Below are 15,665 nucleotides of genomic sequence, written 5' to 3' on the forward strand. Positions count from 1 at the left end.
GTGTTTCAGAAGAGGATTTCGGCGCCGAAGGTGAAGCAACGGCGGTCGGTGGCATCGTACCGGTCGGTAAAGGTGTTGGCGCCCAGGTAGTATTTGAGGGCTGCGCGGGCGAACAGACCACCCCAGAGATTGCCGAAGAGCCTCCGGTAGCGGATTTCGACGTTGCCGCCCATCCAGGTTCCGGTCATGTATTCGAACTGCGGGTCGGTGTATACCTCGCGCAGACGCTCCTGTACGGTTTGCGAGGCGTTGAGGGCGCTGCCGCCGGCTACGCCGAGTGCCGCCGTCAGCTGGTTGCGACCGAAGAAGAAGAACTTCGAGGCGGTGACGCCGCCCGTTACGCGGGTATATTTGCGGCTGTTTCCGTCGCCTTCGTAGTGGATGGTTTCCGACTGTTCGAGCCGTGCGCCGGCATCGAGCGAGAAACTGGGAGTCCCTTCGCGCAGCAGGTCGAAACGGTATTCACCCTGCAGGGTGGAGGCGGTTTCCCGGTTTTTGAGGCCCGAAGTCTGGATCTTGAATGCGAGTTGGTTATTCTTTTCGGGATCGTAGTAGGCCGTCTGTTCGTACCAGATGCCCTCGACGGTCTTGTGCTGCCAGCCGATGATGAGGTTGTGGACGCGGCGTTCGTTTCCGAAGCGGATGCGGTCGCTGACCGAGAATCCCGTCCGCGAGTAGTCTCCGCCGAGGAAGGTGAACGTGGCTCCGCCGTCGCGGGCCTCTTCGCTGTTCGAGGCGTAGCGCACCTCGAGCAGGTTGGCGATGCCGCGTCCCGAATCCCAGGCCAGCTGCAGGGCCCCGGTATACTCCGTGCCGTTGTAGTCGCGCGGGTAGCTTTGGGACGTACCGGTCGAGATGGTGCTGTAGTCGCCCAGACCGTTGAACCGGAAGTAGACGTACGATTCGCGGGGATCGAGCACCGTGTGGGTGATCGATTCGCTCATGAGGTTGAACGATCCGGAGAGGCCCAGCGAGAATCCGGCGCCCAGTCCGTATTGGATCCCGGGCGTGATGACGAAATGCATGCCGTCGGTTTTGGGACGAGGGTCGGTCTGATTGGCCGAACTTCCGGTATCGTAGTCGAGTTTGAGGGCGAGAGTCAGCCTGTCAAACGGATGGTAGGCCACGTTTCCCGAGAGCACAAAGCGCTGGGTGTTGAAGTCCGAGGGGATCGAATCGCCGAGGATGAACGGATTGTCGTCGGCAATCTGCAGGGTCGAGTTCCAACGCCGGGCGAACTCCTTTCCGTCGTCGTATCGGATACTTCCGGCGCAGACGACCTTGTTGAAGCGCTGCCGGCCGGCCATTCCGACGCCGAAGTGTCCGGTTTTGGACGATTCGTCCAGGTCGTGGAAGTCGCCGCGTTCGAGCTTGTAATCGGCCTGGAAGTCGATCATATTGCTCAGGGGCGAGAACCACAGCGACGTAGGGTTGTGGCTTTCGGAGAAGAGGTTTCCGGAGCGTTCCAACTCCTTGTAGACGGGGAGTTGCACCTTCTCCTGAGCCCGGAGCGAGGCCCCGCCCGCAAGCACACACATCAGACACAGAACGCTGGTCGGGAATTTTTTCATGACAGTAGATCCGTTAGATAAGGTTTGTTTTGAACCGAAACGGCTCTGCCCTTGACGAGGGAGCCGTTTCGGTTGAGGAAGGGTCGTCCGCGGACGGCGGCAGACGAGGACCGTCAGTCGGCCTGCGTGGGCTCCTGACCGGGGGTCAGGGGCTGATCCGTCAGGAAGTCGTTCGACGAGTTGTTGGTATCCTGATAGTAGGCCCGGCCGTTTTCGATCTTGGTGACCTTGCGGCGGATGCACTTGCCGGAGAATCCGGTGACATAGGCCTTGCCCGCATCATCCTGCGCCATGAGCAGCTGAGCCTGTTCGGGTTCGGAGGCGTCCCAGATCTCGACGGCGTCGAGCAGATAGCTGCTCGGAATCATCAGGTTGCGCTGGCTTTTGGTCGTATTGGGTTCGACCATGTAGTTTTCGCTGTCGCTGGCATAGGCTTCGGGGGTGATGCCGTCGGGCAGTTTGGCCAGCAGGAAGGCGCCCTTCATGAATCCGGGATTGAGCTGACGCTGGGTGTTTTCGTTGAAGATGATGGTCAGGTTGGCCGCATCGTAGTCGACGTCGGCGCTGGGGACGGAGACGTTCGGGATGTAGATTTCCCAGTCGGCATTCGAGAGGTCGGCGCCCTGTTGGGCAGTCCAGTCGGTGGCGTCGTTGGCCACGACGATGCTCTCACCGGGCTGCAGCGGATGTTCGGTTCCCGAGCCGGGGAAAGCCGCAGCCACGCCATAGACGGGATAGAGCGGGTAGACGGTCTCCCAGGGGTTGGTGGCGGTGGTCGACGGGGTGACCGAGGCGACGATCAGACCGTCGAGATACTGCACCTTGTCCGAGTTGTTGACAATCTCGAAATAGGTGTCCGTAATCGAGTATGCGGGGCTCGACGTCGAGTAGATAGCCTTGAATATCAGAGGCGATTCGTTGACTTCGGCCAGTGCGATCGTAGCGCTCTGATCGGCGAATACATCGGCCTGGGCGGCACCCGTGAAGGAGATTGTATTCGAATACTGGCCGGTAGCGGTGATGCGGTACTGGCCCGAGGAGACTTCGAAGGTGACGGAGTTTTCGCCGGCGGCGAGCTCTTCGGTATAGGTGAGTTCCTTGTCGGCGTTGACGGCCGTCACGGACATGGCGGGCAGGTCGGAGGTTTCGTATCCCGACGGAGCGGTCAGCGTGACCGTAAGGTTGAACTTGTTCGAACCGCTGCCACCGCCGGTTCCGTTATTATCATCGTTGTCGCTGCTGCTGCAGCCGGTCGCAAAGAGGGCTCCCGAGGCCAGGAGCAGGAGGACTTTCGCCCTCAGATTCATCGTTTTCATCGTCTTTCTGTTTTAAATTACTCTGGGTTGTTTTCGAAGAAATATCGGAAGGATCAGCGTTTGCTGCCGATATGGAGTTTGAGTTCGGCGCCGAAGTACATGTCGGGGTAGATCTGCTTGTATCCGGTGCGGGTGTCGTAGTAGTGCCAGCGGGAGGTTCGGGTGAAGTTGTTGGCCGTGAAGGAGAGTTCGACGATCCGGCCGATCTCTTTCGTGAGGCGGAAGTTGAACATCACCCACGGGCGGAACGTTTCGCGGTCGTAGGCCGTCAGCAGGGATCGGGAGACCATCTGCGAGTACCGCGAGTCGGAGGCGAATTCCGTCTGCCAGGGGGTGTAGTTGCCCTGTTTGTCGTAGAATCCCAGGGGGCAGATCTGCAGGAATTGTCCGTCGGCGGTTGGTTGGAAGCGGTTGTTTCCGGCCTCGTCCTGCCAGATGTTCTGTTCACTTTCGTACCAGACGACCTGCATCGTGGTCGAGAAGACGAGCTTCAGCTGCGGGATGTGGGTAATGAATCGGAAGTTGGTGTTCACGCGATCCTGAATCGTGCCGCTTCCGGCGGGCATCAGACGGATGTAGTCGTCGTTTTCGGTGACTTTCGAGTAATAGTCCTGTTCGTCGGTGCGTCGGATGTGGAACCAGGCTCCGTCGATGAAGAGCGAGGTGCGCAGGGCGCGCCACGTTCCCAGATCGAGGCTGTATTCGACGCCCTGTTTTTCGCTGCGCGAGTTGTTGGTCGGGGTGTAATAGGTCCCGATGTAGTCATCCTGACGGGTTGCGGCGGTTGTTTTCTGGCCTGCCTGGTCGGTGTAGGTGACCTGTCCCTCTTCGAACCGCAGATCGGTGGCCGAGGTCGGGACATCGAAGGTCACGTAGTGCATGTAGTGGGGGCGCGAAGCGAAACCGAACTCGTTGGTGTGTTTTTCGTGGAAGTAGGTCACGGCGCCGCGCACGGTTCCGAGACGGAAGGTCAGACCGGCCTCGAACTTGCGGCTGCGGGCGGGTTTGAGATCCGGGTTGGCCAGATTGGTGAGGATGTCGGTCGACAGGACGGCCAGCGAGCCGTTGGGGTCCGAATTCGAGACCTTGGCCAGGCTGACGCGGTCAAAGTAGACGTTGTCGGGATAGAGGTAGAGCAGCGTTGGCGCCTTGTAGGAGAGACCCCAGCCGCCGGTGAGGGCGAGCATGCTTTTCGGTCCGTCGAAGAGCGTGTAGGTGAGGTTGACGCGTGGCTCGACGGTGAAGATGTCGTCCTGACGGGCCTGCGGATCGAGGAACATGTTCGTCAGACGCACACCGGCCTGCAGGGCCAGCGACGTGGAGCCGAGCTTGAGGTTGAGACGGTCTTCGGCGAAGAGGGCGAGGTTGTTCAGCGCCGGGATGTCGCGGAACGAACGCGGACGCAGCGTCTGGCTCGAAGTGCTCTGCGGCGGCAGCAGCACGTCGAAGATCAGACCGCGGCCGTAGTTGGTGTCATACCGCCAGTCGGCGCCGATGCGCAGGTTCGTAAAGTTCCCCCCCCCGAACTGGATAATCTTGTTAGCCTTGACCTGCAGATAGATATTCAGGGGTTTGCCTTCGATTTCGTAGTCCGAGTAGTAGGTCGACGGGAGGAAGATACCCTCGTTCATGCCGGGAGTGGTGGTGTTGGTGATCACGCCGCTCGGGGACGATACATACTCGTGCAGACGGTCGCTCTGATAGGACTGTGAGACCATCAGGTTGTAGTCCAGGGCCGAGAGCACGGTGCCGTTGAGTTTCCAGCTGCCCTCGAGGTTGAGGCGGGCGCCGATGTACTGGTTTTCATAGGTGCTGCTGGTGATCTGCATCTGCGGGTCGGTCTTGCTGTTGTTGACGTTCGAGTAGAAGGTGCCGTTGATGCGCAGGAGCATGGGCCGTCCGGCGACATCGATGTTGTTCGAGTAGCCGATCGTGGCGGTGATGCGGTCGTATCCCAGATAGCGTTTGCGGGTATCGCCGAACGACTGGGTCCAGTCGACGCCGGCGTTGATGGCGCCTCCGTTGTCGAGGGCGAAGCCCTTTCCGGCGTAGATCATCTTCGAGTAGGGGTCGGCCTTGAATTTGGCCTCCCAGGGGGTTGCTCCGGTCTTGGTCTTGACGATGACCACGCCGGAGGTGAGGTTCCCGTACTCGACGGAGGGGATTCCGCGGATGACCTCCATCGATTCGACGTTGTCGGGCGATATCGAACGCAGATCGACGCCCTTTCCGGCGGTGGTCTGATCGTTCATGCCGTTCATCGACTGGTTGGAGGCGCTGCCGGCCAGCGAGGGCGAGAGGGCCTGGAGGTTGCTGTCGTTCGAGAGCGGGGCGCCGTCGACGACCACGGCGGCACCCATTGCGTTGTTCGCGTTGGATCCGATTTCGCGGATCGAGGCCTGGCTGGCGACGTTCAGTCCGGGGTTAGTCGAGAGGTTTCCGGGCAGGAGCTGGAACATGTCGCTGATGCTCATGGGCTGAATGTGGCGGATGGCCTCTTCGCCGATCTTGGAGGTCGAACCGGCGTCGGTGGGCTGAGCCGTGACGACGACCTCCTCGAGACCGAGAGTGAGGGGTTCAAGGGCGATCTTGAGATCCTTGATGTCGGCCGAGAGGGTGATCTTTCGCTCTACGGGGCTGAATCCGAGGAAGGAGACGTGGTAGGTGATTTGGCCGCCCTTCAGCCGGTCGAGTTTGAATTTTCCGGCCTCATCGGTGACCACGCCGAGGGTGTTGTTGACCACGAACGAAGCCAGGGGCACGGGGGCACCGGTTTCGGCATTGACAACCTGTCCCGAGATCGAGTAGAGGGGGGTGGTATTCTTTTGGGCTCGGGAGGTGTATGCGGTCGGCAAAAAGAGCAGGGTCAGGGTCAGAAGTCGCAAAAATCGTCTCATCATCGGGTCATCTAATCGGTTTCTCTTCTAATTCCTCGTTCCAACCGGCGGGGAAAGTTACGATTTGTAATCAATTGTATTAAATAAATATATTTTATGACGTCGATTGGCTTGATTTGGATTTTTTCTGTAAGCGGAATCGCGGCGTTTCAATATTTTATTATAGCTTGCGTTGATTGGCAAGAAACAATCGTTACGGTGCAAATATAATGATAAATTCAGGAAATGTATCGGAGTTTGAAAGTTTTTTAATTAATCTTTCTTTGGAGATTCCCCCGTTTATGACTGATTGAGACGAGGACCTGCATGGACCGTTTGTGGCAATTGGCTGGCGGAATGTCGTATGGACGGATTTGCCGCACGGGTGCGGCGTCGTTTTTGGCGGATGGATGCTGGGGCATGGCTTGGGTTTTTTCTCGCCGGCAAAGGTAGGGCCGTCCGCCGAAGCGGTCAATCGCCAAAAATAGGTATATCGGGTTTTGGTTTCGGGGGCGGAGTGGGGATCAGTTGACCGGTTCGGAGTCTTCGTCGCGGTGTTTGAGGGTGCATTCGGGCTCCTTGTTGGATTCGAGGATCCAGAGGATGAAGCGTTTCAGATCGGGCGAATCGATGCTGCCGTCATTGGCGTGCTGCTTTTCGGTCATGCTGCCCAGCACCCACCGGTTGTCTAACGAGTATTCGAGCGTGTAGTATTCGGACTGCCTGGTCGAGGTATCGATCCACACGGCGCCGTAACGGGCTTCGGGGATTTCGCGGGGTTCGGGGAATTCGTAGACGAAGAGTTTGTAACAGCCGTAGGTGTTGATGGATTTGATGCGGAAGACATCCCATTCGCAGGAGAAGGCATCGCCGCAGATCTGCTGGAGATTTTTGCGCAGCCACTTCTCGTCGACGACTTTGAGGCCGTTTGAGCGGATGGTGCCTTAGATGGTTTTGATCGAGAGTTTGTTCCAGCGTTTGTGGACGGCGAGATAGACCATGGCGCCGGCCGTCATGACGATGGCCGTTACGAGGGGCCAAACCTCCCCGACCGGCCCCGAATGGCGTGCCGACAGGTTGAAGAGAACCGCACCGGGCAGGCCAATAGCGACCGTACCATAGAGATCGGAGACTGCCGGCTTTATGGAGGCAGCGGTCGGCATTGCTCTGGGTTTTGTAGCCGCCCGTTTACGCCAGCCCTGTTGAGGCCTGTATACGAAAAGAGGAGGCATCTTTCCTTGCCTCCTCTTTCGAGCCGAATCCGAGATTTGAACTCGGGACCCCTTCATTACGAGTGAAGTGCTCTACCGCTGAGCTAATTCGGCCTTCGATTGAAAATCAACCTGTTACGATGATAAAAAAGAGAGATTCGGGCGTAATGTGTAACATTATGTGTAACATGACGGCCTGTGTTGCTTGCAGTTAAACGATAGTGAACTGATTGATTGTTTGATAAATAAAAAAGAGACAGACCCCGCTAAAGGATCTTATTTGCCTTTCACGAAGTCTGTCATTGGATTACATTTTACCTTGACAAGTTTGCAGCAAGCCAGTCTTTGTTTGTGTGTCAATAATAACTTATTTCATAAGTAGTTACCTCGTCCTCATTCCCGTTAGCGTACCAAGTCTCTATGATTTTCGAGATATAACCGTCCTGGTCGAATTCGTATGCATATCGATAACCCTCCATGTAGTCACTGTTTTTCGAGGAGGTTTCGTCTATTTCGATCAGGTTGGAGCATTGCTTGCCGAGCGGCAGACCGTATGCCTGTGCCCAGTTATTGGGGTTAGAAAAGTCCAGATTGCAGGGCGGCGTTTTGAGGGTCGTGTAGGTTTCTTTGTACACGTAGTCGTCGCTGTCGGTAGACCAGCTGGTGTAACGATTCCCGTTTTCCCATTGATAGCGATAACCGAGTTCGACGCTGGAGTTTTCGTTGCTTGCGATCAATTGACCTGCGGCATCATATTCATATGTTGCGTCAGTCCTGTATGTCTGACTGGATCCATCATAAGATTCCTCTGCAATCACATAGCCAGCATTGTTCAGTTGAATTCTTTTGGATTGGGAGATGAGAACGGTATTCCCGTCATAAACGAGATCATAATCTCCAAATTTTATGATTCGGTGCTGATCGTCATATTCAATATTGATGGTGTAACGATCCGTAGCAATCGTTTTCACATAACGCATTTCGGTTGGGACGTTTCCGCTTGACTCGTCTTCATCGGAACAAGCCGAAAAAGAGACTGCCGCAAACAGAGCGGCCGCAATAAAGAACAACTTTTTCATAGTTGTAAGAAGTTTTGGTTGTCGTCCCAGCACCTGTACGACGGTTAAAGTTTGAGTTTAGAGAAACAGAAAGCGTGGTGCTGAACGCTTATTTAGCTAAACAGGTCGTAGGAAACCTTGAGAATAAACAAGCAACAACACCACGCCGTATCCATGAATGGATATGACGCGGCAAGATGTTCGCCAATTCTCTTCTCTCAATCGAATTTCCTACGTTCGTTTAGCGAGAATAAGCTACACTCTCCGTGTATTCAATATGTTACTGCAAAAGTAACACATTCGGCGGAAAATGCAAAACGTCTTGCCCTTTCGGGTGTTGTTGCCGTTTGGATTTGTTGCAAAGTTCCTGAAAACAAAGTTTTTCTCCAAGAGCGAACCGTCTGGATTTGAAACTTTATTCGTTGTAACATGGGGTTAGTTGTCCTCGCAGATTTGTTCAATTACATGGTCCATGTAAATGGCCTGTCCGCTCGAAGTTCGTCCCCACCAATGGCTGCCCAGTTCGTCGATGATGGTTTCGCCCTGCTCTCGCAACCGATCGGCCAGCCACGGTGTGACCAACCACCATTCCAACACCTCTTCCCCATTAAAGGGATAGATGAACTCTTCGTCGATTCGTCCCGCTTGGATTAACTCGTCGATCACCGAACTTTGTCCCCAAAGGACATGGAGATCCGCCAAGCGTCGTGCTTGTTCCTGAATTGTGCTCATGATTGTTTGTGATTTGAATATTCCCAAATAACCATAGAAACATAACTCCATCGAAAAGGGAATTGAATCCGAGAGCATTCAACTCTGTAAAGCATCTTTTCGATTATCGAATGAGCATCATGCCTGCCTTTTATATGGGCTTTTCAGGATGGGAATGCAGGAACAGAAATAGAAGTGGATTCTTACTAAGAGGATAGGTGCAAAAAGATCCTTCCCCATCGAAAACGGGGCGGGGTGCGAAAAAGGTAGTATCGTCGTAAGAGTAAAGTTAGGACCAACTTTGCATGGGGGTCTTAATTAGACCCCTTTGCAAAAGTCGGTCCGATTTTCTTGTTAGATTTCGAACATCTTTTTACCGAGTAGATAGGCTTTATTCCCTTTGACTCGAACTTTGTCGTCGTCGATCTCGAAAAATAATTTGACCACTTGTTTGTCTAAACGACTTTTAAATGGAATCCCGTTGTTGGTTATCAGTTCTCGCAGGAAATTGAGGATTTCGGAGCAGATAACCACATCTCCAGTATTGTATCTCGCGTAAACGGCTTGTCTCATTTTCTCGGAGGTCATCAATCGGTTTTCGGCCACATTGCCTAAAGCGGCTTTGATTTTGCGCCTGTTGTAGCCGAGTTGTTCTATTCGTTCTTTGCCAAGAATTGTCGTGGCCTCGATGATCTCTCCGAAAGCACAACCTAATTGTTCGTTGAGGAACATTTGTTCAGCGTTTGGATTTTGTTGTAGGATGCGGTTAACTTGTCCTACCACCTCGCGCCATAATTCTGTCGTTCCTTTTATTTGGGCTTGAGTTCGCCTCAATCGATCTTCGTCGGTTATGTCGTAATTTGCTGTATAAACATCCAGCAGGAATGGGGCTTTTTTGTACTCCTCTTCAAGCGTTGTGGAATATTGGTAAATTGTGTTCAGTCGAACGTCTGTCCACGCATTGTCCCACATGAACCAGTTCCGATTTCCTGTGCGCGTTACGAAGCGTTTGTAGTCCATTCCTTCCAATGCTTGTGCGCGGGCCTGAAGTTCGATTGCGCCTTCGATCGGTAGTCCCTGTATTTGTGTGTAAACCTTCTCTTGACATTCGAGGGAGTGAAATAACTTGTCGCGCGAAACGCAGGGCAGCCTGTCGCATGTGTTTGTAATATGGTAGGCTTTTTCAATGCCATTGCGGAACCGCCCGATTGCCTGCACTACCTCGGTTTGTGGGTCTATGATCGAGTAGGGGGCATGGAACACATCCGTCAGTATGATTACATGTGGTTTGTAGTCCAGTTTGATGTCTACGGCCGAATAGAATCGGCTGGTGAAAAAATTTATTTTTGCCAATTCGGTTAGTTGGTCACTTGCCGCTGTAAAATTCTGTTGCTTGAGTTTGCGTACACTTTTGTCGGAGCAAAACACCTTGCTGTGTTCCTCCAGCCTGAAAGTTTGAATCAGTTCCAGAATTGTGTCAGTCGAATTTATGAAGATGCAGACTGTTTCATCTTTTAACCGAGAGAGTAATTTTCGCAGCACGTGTATCGTGTTATTCGTGATGCATAGTGTCAACGGTTGTCGGTAGTCGTATGTTGGGACAACGCGCAGTAATTCGAAGTTTTGTTCCTTGAAGCGAGGATCAGAGGGCAGAATCGGAGTGGCCGAAACCATCGCTTTGTTCTTGAACTTGAAAAAGTCTTCGACGGGGAGGTAAATGTCGCCACGGTAGCCCACGTCCTGTATTGTCTTTTCGCACTCATCGAACAGTAAGAAATAATCCTCGTATATGGGTGTGTTCGTTTCGAGCATGGCAGGCAGGACCTTTTTATCGAATCCTTCGGGTGTTGTGATGATTTTCCTGAATCCATCTTCGTCTCCTGAAAGGAACGCTTTGACATTTTCTTTGGTGATTCCCTCATAGACGGCGAATAAGAATGGGTGTTCTGCTTTTTTCCCGAGAATGACGGGAACATTCGGTTCAATGATGATCGAATTGCGTGCTGCATGGACAATTTCTCCATAGGTAGCTCCACATCCCGTCAGCGTCTTGTTTAAGATTGTGTTAGTTGGAATCTCTTTATTGGGAAGTATGTCTGATAGATTTTGTCCTCGGTTTATTAAAATCTGTTTTTCGGTCATGGTTTGAAGAATTATGGGGAGCGAGCGGTTGCACCCGCTCCCCGTTTGACTTACAGTTAGGCGAGGAGTGCCGTTACGTCCTCAATTTCTTCGGCGGGCATCACGACTTTGCCGTTGGGAAAGTGGTACTTCTTGGCGAGATAGCCGATCCCTTCTTCGTTCTCGTTGTACTCTTCGGAGGATATGCAAGTCAGCTTCTCCACTTCGGCGGTGACTTCTTCCAACCACTCAGCCTGGCAGCAAATCGTGCGGTCGGGTTCAAAGTCCGTGACTTCGGGTAACTCCTTTCCCATGAGGAATGCCAGCAGGTAGTTCCAGATTTGAGCATTCAGCAGGAGTTTGCCATCCAGTTCGGTGTGACCCTTGCGGATGCCGAACCACACATATCCGCATCCTGCTACGTCTACACGGGTGGTTACGATGAGCGTCGTCGCTCCTGCCGCAATTGCTTTGGCCAGTGTGCAGAACATTTTGGGGTTCTCTGCAGGCTTAATCTTGATTATTCGGAGAGTGGTGTTCTCCTTTTGTTCCTCGGTGTTTTCGATCGTTACCATCTCTGCCTCGTTTGCGATTGCCGTGGCCATAAGTTCCTCTGTGCGGCTGTCAGCTACGTGCTGCGATTCCGCTGCTACATTGATTTGTTCCATCGTATTGGCTTTGTTAACGTTAGTATTCGTGTTTACACTCGTTGTCATAATCGTTATCTTTTTTAAGTTTTGCTGCCTCTTGCAGGCTGGGCATCACTCCTTGCAACCTCTATCAGCCGTACGCTCTGGTTTCGTTTGCTGATGCAAAGTAAGGGAGAATCGGAACGATTTACGAAGGTTTGGAGGTAGACAATATAGGCTATATATAAACCTATTATTTACCTCTGAAAATCAATGGTTTGTTAATGGTGTCCCAAGGACTGTTTTTTGTGTTGCGAGCAGGACGGAGGAAAATAAAAAAGGAACCGTTTCAATGGTTCCTTGGATGAACATGGATGTGGGGGGCGGTCAGTCCAATATCGGGGAGTTGAAGTCCTGTGAGAGGATGAGTCTCCGTAGATATATCGGTCTGAATTTTGGGGCTTGGTTGGAGGCAGCCCGTTTTTGGTAGGCGGAAAGATCGGCTCGGAGTATCTTGGGGTTGAAATCCCCGCTCCAACCCTTGTTGTCGGGATAGCATTCCGTTGTGCAGGTGTAGTTGTAGATGAATTGGCATAATTCGTTCGGCATATCGGGCTGGTTGGGGATGATGTTTTCCTCATGAAGCATTCGATAGATGCCGTATGCAACGGCGGAATAGATGGCGTTGTCTTTTTTTCGGCCTGCCGTAGGTTTACGATTCAGGATGTTTTTTCGTGCATCGTCTGCGGTCTGAACCTCGGGAAAATAACTTGAGAGTTCCTTTTTAATGAGACGGAATAGCCAGTTGTTGCTGTTGGGGATTGAAACTTTTTCCGTCATTCCGCTATCGGTCTGAATCGTGATGGCGGTTTGTTCTGTGTCTGGATTCATTTGTGCGAATCGACTCTCCATTTTCTCCATGAAAAGCACCAGTTGTGCCCATTCGCTTTGATAGGTGTCCCACATGTGGAATTGAATCAGATCGTTGAGATCGTTGTCGTTGATCTGCCGTTCGCGGATGCAATAGGCTACCAATATGAGGACCTCTTCCAGTAACGGGGTAACGGGAATGGCTTTTATTTGGGCGGTCAATTTGTCATAGTCGAGATGCCGAAACCATAAGGAGAGGTTGCAGTTTTCCTTGACGGAGTATGTGATGGAGTTTCCCTCTTTATGGGGAATTAGGCATCGAGCTTGTTGTAGCTCGTCGTTGAAGTAGCCAGCTGTAATCCCGAAATATTTTTCCAATAGCGGTAGGCATTGCGTGAAATATTCGGTTTCGATTGAATAAATGACCTGTTCTTCTTGCATGGAGGTGCTATTTATATGGGAACGAATATATAAAAATCCACTTTTTGCTACAACATCAGAACGTAGAAAAAGAAAAAGGACTATCCAATCTCATCGGATAACTCTTTTTACATATATAGAGAGGTAGGACCAACTTTGGCCGAGGGGTTATTTTAAGACCCCTCGACCAAGTCGGTCCGAATCTCTATAACAGATGCCGCATGGCCTCGTCGATCTGTGAGTTCTCGAATGAATCGAGGTAGATTTGCGTGGTCGAGAGGTCGGAATGTCCCAACGATTCGGAAATCAGAGCCACGCTTACTCCTGACCGTTTCAGGACGGTTGCGTATGTGTGGCGGGCAACGTAGGTCGTCAATGGAACCTCCAATCCGATCTGTCCTCCCAGCACTTTCAATTCCCGATTGATCTTTGCCAGCACCTTATGGATGCGGTTGAAAATCTGCTGTGCGGTCTTGTGTTCCGCTCGGTCGAGAATCGGGAAGATATAATCTTCTTGTGCGTGGTTGTCCCTGCTGTATTTCCCGATAATCTGCAAGGCGTTCGGCACGAGCTGAAAGGATAACAGTTTCTGGGTTTTGTGGCGGGAGTAATAGATTCTGCCTTTCATGAGGTCCTTGTAGCGTAACCGTGCCATGTCTCCGAAATTCATTCCTGCCGTAAAGTAGGAGAACAGGAATAAATCCTTGGCAAGTTGTCGGTACTCCGTCGTATGTTCCTCGGTAATTTCGAGATCAATCAACCGTTGGATGTCCTCTTTGTCGATGGCTCGTTTGCGGGTCTTGGCCCACAAACTGCCCACTTGGTAAAGGCTGAACGGATTTTGTTTGGTCTCGATCCGCCCCTCTTTGACAGCCTTGTTGTAGATGGCCTTGAAGATGGCGAACCGTGTGGCGATGCTGTTGTCCTTGTTGCCGCGTTTCCGCAGGTATAGTTCCATCCCTTTCAGATAGTCGAGGTCGATGGCTTCCATGGCCATGCTGGTCGGTTTGTAGCCTTCCAACACTTGCAGGGCATATCGGTGCTTGGTCGCCGAATGAATCTTGCCGAGCGATTCCAACCGTTCGATCTCCTCGTTGAATCCTTGTTTGATGGTGATTCCTGCAATATGGGCGGTTTTTACCTCGAACAGCGTATCGAAGTTTACGGGAATATCCAACGCCTCCAGCCTTTTGATTTTCTTCTGAAATCCTGTTAATGTGCCATCGATCTTGCTTTGCAGAGCGGCACGATCGGGGCAATCCGCTGTCAGCATTTCGGCCTCTTTGTCCCAGTAATGCGGCTCTACGGAGATGCCGAGCGAGACGAGTTTGTGGGCTCGTTGGTGGGTGAAGCGGATCGCCAAAGGGGATTTGCCGTTTTTGTAAATGATCTCGCTTCGGCAGATTGTTTTGATTTTCATGTGTTTGCGTATTAGGCAAACAACACGGGGCGTCTGAATTTTATGTGTAACATTATGTGTCACATTTGTGCTCGGAAGCCCCTTTTTGCCCCTTTTTCACTCCCGAAACGGCACAAAAAAAGAGGCTGCTTAAATCGTAACCTCTTGATTTTGAGAGCCGAATCCGAGATTTGAACTCGGGACCCCTTCATTACGAGTGAAGTGCTCTACCGCTGAGCTAATTCGGCCTTTGGGGTAAATTTCCTTTCCCTACCCCCCCCCTTGACTCACTTCGCAGCGCCGGTCTGCAGCCGTTCGGTTCGCTTTGGGACTGCAAATATCTGCAAAAAATTTTTTTTCTGCAACAATTTTGCAAAAAAATTCTCATTTCTTGTTATCTTCGCAGAAAAACTGACGCCCCGTCGTGTTATGATAACCTTTCTGATCTGTCTGGCGCTATTTCGCGTGGACGAACCAGACGCTGGCGACGCTGGTGCTGTGGTCGATTGCCGTCTACCTGATGCGGCATCGCTGGAATGTGTGGGTGGCGCTGCTTCCGGCGATCTTCATGACCTATGTCTGCGCATCGTTTCTGTTTGTTTCGGAGCAGTTCTTCGGATTGGAGAACCGGCTTTGGGCCTATGTGCTGGGAGGCGTGGTGACGTTGGGTGTTCTTTTGTTGATGATTTTCAAATTGCGACGCGACTATGCAAAAGGCGATGCTTGAGCCTACGCCGGATCAGACCTTCGAAGTGATCGGCGAGGGCCCCTATGATTTTGAGAAGGTGTTGGCCCACACGCGGCGGATGCAGCGTGAAGGGGATGTCGAAGGGGCCTGCAATGCCCGCTTCCGGGCGTTTCAACGCCTGGCGGAGTTGATTCCCGAGGACGAGGAGGTGAATCTCGAGTGGAACCACCGCAATTCGCGTGCGGCGCTGGAGTTGATCCATGCCTCGGCCATCGACCACTTTCTGATCAACGATTTCGAGATGTCGGCGGCGCTGCTGGAGATGCTGCTCGACCTCGATCCGGAGGATCACCTCGAGGGGAGCCAGCTGCTGGCCTTCGACTACTTGGCCATGGGCGAGGACGAACTTTTCGACGAGGTGATCAACGACCTCTCGGACAAATCTCCGGCGCGGGAGCTGCTGTTGCTGTGGTCGGGTTACCGCCGCGACGGGAAACTGCCCGAAGGGGAGTTGAAACGGTTCCGGAGCCACTTTGCACCGTGGTTCGAGGAGTTTACGGCTGCGGAGCACCCGGCCGACGAGGCCTACCTGCGCGACATCGAGAGCGAACACCCCACGGCGGCGGCCCAGGCCCGGGAGCTGTGGCTGCAGACCGAGAATCTGTGGTCGCTGTGGCCGGTCTTCATCGACGCGCTTCGGGCGGCCCGATGAAGGAGCCGGAGGAGGCTCCTGCGGGGGTGTGAAGTGGTTGCCGCGGCTGTTTGCCGGCGTTTTCCCGCTTGTCCGGCGCAGAG

Annotated in this window: 13 protein-coding genes and 2 tRNA genes; 2 read left to right on the forward strand and 13 right to left on the reverse strand. The window is 52.9% G+C overall.

Going from position 1 to position 15,665, the window contains the following annotated elements:
- Positions 1-5: 5 nt before the first annotated feature.
- The 13 genes from B5E60_RS08745 to B5E60_RS08805 all read right to left on the reverse strand — a co-directional run bounded on the left by B5E60_RS08745 (position 6) and on the right by B5E60_RS08805 (position 14,430).
- Positions 6-1,571 carry a DUF6850 family outer membrane beta-barrel protein gene (locus B5E60_RS08745; RefSeq protein ID WP_239403292.1) on the reverse strand — a complete coding sequence of 522 codons (1,566 nt, stop codon included), beginning with the start codon at positions 1,569-1,571 and terminating at the stop codon, positions 6-8.
- A gap of 113 nt (positions 1,572-1,684) precedes the next feature.
- On the reverse strand, positions 1,685-2,887 hold the full coding sequence (locus B5E60_RS08750) for a DUF4876 domain-containing protein (protein WP_239403293.1): 1,203 nt from the start codon (positions 2,885-2,887) through the stop codon (positions 1,685-1,687).
- A gap of 53 nt (positions 2,888-2,940) precedes the next feature.
- Positions 2,941-5,787, reverse strand: coding sequence for a TonB-dependent receptor (locus B5E60_RS08755; RefSeq protein ID WP_239403294.1), 2,847 nt, complete (start codon positions 5,785-5,787; stop codon positions 2,941-2,943).
- Positions 5,788-6,287: 500 nt separating this feature from the next.
- A complete protein-coding gene (locus tag B5E60_RS08760) occupies positions 6,288-6,509 on the reverse strand; it encodes a hypothetical protein (RefSeq protein WP_087311126.1) in 222 nt (73 codons plus the stop codon).
- Between the two features lie 198 nt (positions 6,510-6,707).
- Positions 6,708-6,926 carry a hypothetical protein gene (locus tag B5E60_RS08765; RefSeq protein WP_087311127.1) on the reverse strand — a complete coding sequence of 73 codons (219 nt, stop codon included), beginning with the start codon at positions 6,924-6,926 and terminating at the stop codon, positions 6,708-6,710.
- Between the two features lie 90 nt (positions 6,927-7,016).
- Positions 7,017-7,088 (reverse strand) — tRNA-Thr (locus B5E60_RS08770).
- A gap of 242 nt (positions 7,089-7,330) precedes the next feature.
- Positions 7,331-8,053 (reverse strand): hypothetical protein, encoded by a 723-nt coding sequence (locus tag B5E60_RS08775; RefSeq protein WP_087311128.1) that lies wholly within the window; start codon positions 8,051-8,053, stop codon positions 7,331-7,333.
- A 414-nt stretch (positions 8,054-8,467) separates the two neighbouring features.
- Positions 8,468-8,764, reverse strand: a complete 297-nt coding sequence (locus B5E60_RS08780; RefSeq protein WP_087311129.1) for a hypothetical protein — start codon at positions 8,762-8,764, stop codon at positions 8,468-8,470.
- Between the two features lie 333 nt (positions 8,765-9,097).
- Positions 9,098-10,885: a hypothetical protein gene (locus B5E60_RS08785; RefSeq protein WP_087311130.1), complete on the reverse strand. Its 1,788-nt coding sequence runs from the start codon at positions 10,883-10,885 to the stop codon at positions 9,098-9,100.
- 56 nt (positions 10,886-10,941) lie between these two features.
- On the reverse strand, positions 10,942-11,580 hold the full coding sequence (locus tag B5E60_RS08790) for a hypothetical protein (RefSeq protein ID WP_087311131.1): 639 nt from the start codon (positions 11,578-11,580) through the stop codon (positions 10,942-10,944).
- A gap of 300 nt (positions 11,581-11,880) precedes the next feature.
- Positions 11,881-12,804, reverse strand: coding sequence for a hypothetical protein (locus B5E60_RS08795; RefSeq protein ID WP_087311132.1), 924 nt, complete (start codon positions 12,802-12,804; stop codon positions 11,881-11,883).
- A gap of 184 nt (positions 12,805-12,988) precedes the next feature.
- Positions 12,989-14,203: a site-specific integrase gene (locus B5E60_RS08800; protein ID WP_087311133.1), complete on the reverse strand. Its 1,215-nt coding sequence runs from the start codon at positions 14,201-14,203 to the stop codon at positions 12,989-12,991.
- A 155-nt stretch (positions 14,204-14,358) separates the two neighbouring features.
- Positions 14,359-14,430, reverse strand: a tRNA-Thr gene (locus B5E60_RS08805).
- 245 nt (positions 14,431-14,675) lie between these two features.
- Between B5E60_RS08805 and B5E60_RS08810 the strand changes: the two genes are divergently transcribed.
- On the forward strand, positions 14,676-14,909 hold the full coding sequence (locus tag B5E60_RS08810) for a hypothetical protein (RefSeq protein ID WP_239403295.1): 234 nt from the start codon (positions 14,676-14,678) through the stop codon (positions 14,907-14,909).
- Positions 14,890-15,582, forward strand: a complete 693-nt coding sequence (locus B5E60_RS08815; RefSeq protein ID WP_087311135.1) for a hypothetical protein — start codon at positions 14,890-14,892, stop codon at positions 15,580-15,582. Before B5E60_RS08810 ends, B5E60_RS08815 begins: the two co-directional genes overlap by 20 nt.
- Positions 15,583-15,665 lie beyond the last annotated feature (83 nt).

The sequence above is a fragment of the Alistipes sp. An116 genome (assembly GCF_002161005.1).
GTDB lineage: Bacteria > Bacteroidota > Bacteroidia > Bacteroidales > Rikenellaceae > Alistipes > Alistipes megaguti.

Excerpts from the sequence above, each read along its gene's own strand:
- B5E60_RS08745 (WP_239403292.1), bottom strand. The coding sequence starts at position 1,571 with ATGAAAAAATTCCCGACCAGCGTTCTGTGTCTGATGTGTGTGCTTGCG.
- B5E60_RS08750 (WP_239403293.1), bottom strand. The coding sequence starts at position 2,887 with ATGAAAACGATGAATCTGAGGGCGAAAGTCCTCCTGCTCCTGGCCTCG.
- B5E60_RS08755 (WP_239403294.1), bottom strand. The coding sequence starts at position 5,787 with ATGATGAGACGATTTTTGCGACTTCTGACCCTGACCCTGCTCTTTTTG.
- B5E60_RS08765 (WP_087311127.1), bottom strand. The coding sequence starts at position 6,926 with ATGCCGACCGCTGCCTCCATAAAGCCGGCAGTCTCCGATCTCTATGGT.
- B5E60_RS08775 (WP_087311128.1), bottom strand. The coding sequence starts at position 8,053 with ATGAAAAAGTTGTTCTTTATTGCGGCCGCTCTGTTTGCGGCAGTCTCT.
- B5E60_RS08780 (WP_087311129.1), bottom strand. The coding sequence starts at position 8,764 with ATGAGCACAATTCAGGAACAAGCACGACGCTTGGCGGATCTCCATGTC.
- B5E60_RS08785 (WP_087311130.1), bottom strand. The coding sequence starts at position 10,885 with ATGACCGAAAAACAGATTTTAATAAACCGAGGACAAAATCTATCAGAC.
- B5E60_RS08790 (WP_087311131.1), bottom strand. The coding sequence starts at position 11,580 with ATGACAACGAGTGTAAACACGAATACTAACGTTAACAAAGCCAATACG.
- B5E60_RS08795 (WP_087311132.1), bottom strand. The coding sequence starts at position 12,804 with ATGCAAGAAGAACAGGTCATTTATTCAATCGAAACCGAATATTTCACG.
- B5E60_RS08800 (WP_087311133.1), bottom strand. The coding sequence starts at position 14,203 with ATGAAAATCAAAACAATCTGCCGAAGCGAGATCATTTACAAAAACGGC.
- B5E60_RS08815 (WP_087311135.1), top strand. The coding sequence starts at position 14,890 with ATGCAAAAGGCGATGCTTGAGCCTACGCCGGATCAGACCTTCGAAGTG.